Source organism: Flavobacterium sp. Arc2 (assembly GCF_041431385.1).
Lineage (GTDB): Bacteria > Bacteroidota > Bacteroidia > Flavobacteriales > Flavobacteriaceae > Flavobacterium.
Map to the genome: position 1 here is coordinate 1 of NZ_JASMRH010000061.1, position 1,530 is coordinate 1,530.

General features: G+C 29.3%; 2 protein-coding genes. Both read right to left on the bottom strand.

The window, feature by feature from the left end; all coding sequences use genetic code 11:
• Positions 1 to 55: 55 nt before the first annotated feature.
• Entirely contained in the window at positions 56 to 391 is a 336-nt protein-coding gene (locus QO182_RS19415; RefSeq protein ID WP_371563707.1) for a helix-turn-helix domain-containing protein, read from the bottom strand.
• A gap of 181 nt (positions 392 to 572) precedes the next feature.
• On the bottom strand, positions 573 to 1,394 hold the full coding sequence (locus QO182_RS19420; RefSeq protein ID WP_371563709.1) for a hypothetical protein: 822 nt from the start codon (positions 1,392 to 1,394) through the stop codon (positions 573 to 575).
• Positions 1,395 to 1,530: the final 136 nt, after the last annotated feature.

Here is a 1,530-nt window from a genome sequence, read left to right on the forward strand (position 1 = left end):
TAGGGTGGTCAGTTTACTCCGGAACTGGTGGTCAATTTGCACTGGAATTGGGTGGTCAATTTGACCGGTTTTTCCAATTAGCCCTTTCAAGATCCTCAGAAGTACTGATAACATCTCCATTTAAATAATCGATCAGATCGGCCTTTCTAAAATAGATTTTCTTTTGACCCTTTTTCTTTGTATACCTAATCTTTCGTTGGTGAGTGAGTTGATAGATATACTTAACCTCGATTGATAAGAATTCCGCAGCTTCCTCAGAGGAGTAAATATCTTTACTATTTAAAGATAATTTCATCAATGCTTTTTCAATAAAGGCATCTTGTTTCTTTGCTAAGTCCAATATGATCAATTCTAATCGATCAATTTTAGAAGTAAAATTACTTGTTTCCATGATTCTATGTTTTTCGAATTATGAGACAAGTTTAGAGCAGTTTATCATACTAAAAAATCGTGTAAGAAAGATTTACACATGAAAAATAAACCATAATAACTAATTGTCCAGCATTATGGATCACTATAGCTTATTTTTGTTTTCACAAAACAAAGCTTAGTAATCAAATTTTACATTCTGTCTAATCCGTTTTTTCAAATAACCTTGTAAAATCGTTAATATGCAAACTTTTAACTCCTTCATTAATCAGAAAATAGGAGTTCAAGAAGCTAATAATTTTTGTATTCGTTCGGTCTTTAAGTTCAGAATTCCAGTTGCGTTTTATGTTGAAAAGAGCAGCTATTATTTCAACTACATACTGTTTTGAATATTTTTTATTATCAATATTTATTACAATCGATTTTTCTTTAATTTCTATTCCGTTACAAAGTCTATAAAGATTATCGATAGAAGAATTATCCTTAAATATATACCGATACTTTCCTATTATCACCTCAAATTCTCTTGCATGAACCTGTTTGACAACATCTCCAACAGTTAAGTTAATTGTATCTTTAAAATTAACCCCATTTTTGATTATTGGTTGAACCATCAAATCTTCTTGAAAGACAAGTTCTTTTGATTTGAATATTTCTTTAGGGTTTTGGAAATAATGTTTAACCAATGTAAAGATATTTTTTGGAGTTTTTAACTCAAACATAAAAAACAATATACACTGTGTAAAAACGATAATGCAAAGATTAAAAGCTGAGTTATAAATATCCGGAGTGCCGGATACTTCACTACTAAGAATCTTACTAATGAAAAATGATAAAGTTAAGATCACAGTCAAAATGATTAATCTACTTTTATTAATACCGTTATAAAAGCTGAATTTTTCATCAGAATACAAGTTTACAAGAAGAGGTTTGATAATGAAAAACCATCTGAATAATAGGTAAACAGGAATAACTATTTTTCCAAAAATCAAAATTACCGATAAGATGTAAATAAAAGTAGACATAGTGGAATCATTTAGTTGTGATAAAAATAAACAAAACTAACTGAAAATAAGCACTTAATGGGATCAAGCGCAAAAGTTGGGGATTATCCAAAAAGGTTAGATAATCTGAACAAGAAAAAGTCGATTTTCCGAACCC

What these genes read in the sequence shown, in the direction of transcription:
- QO182_RS19415 (WP_371563707.1), bottom strand. Translation starts at nt 391, where the DNA reads ATGGAAACAAGTAATTTTACTTCTAAAATTGATCGATTAGAATTGATC.
- QO182_RS19420 (WP_371563709.1), bottom strand. Translation starts at nt 1,394, where the DNA reads ATGTCTACTTTTATTTACATCTTATCGGTAATTTTGATTTTTGGAAAA.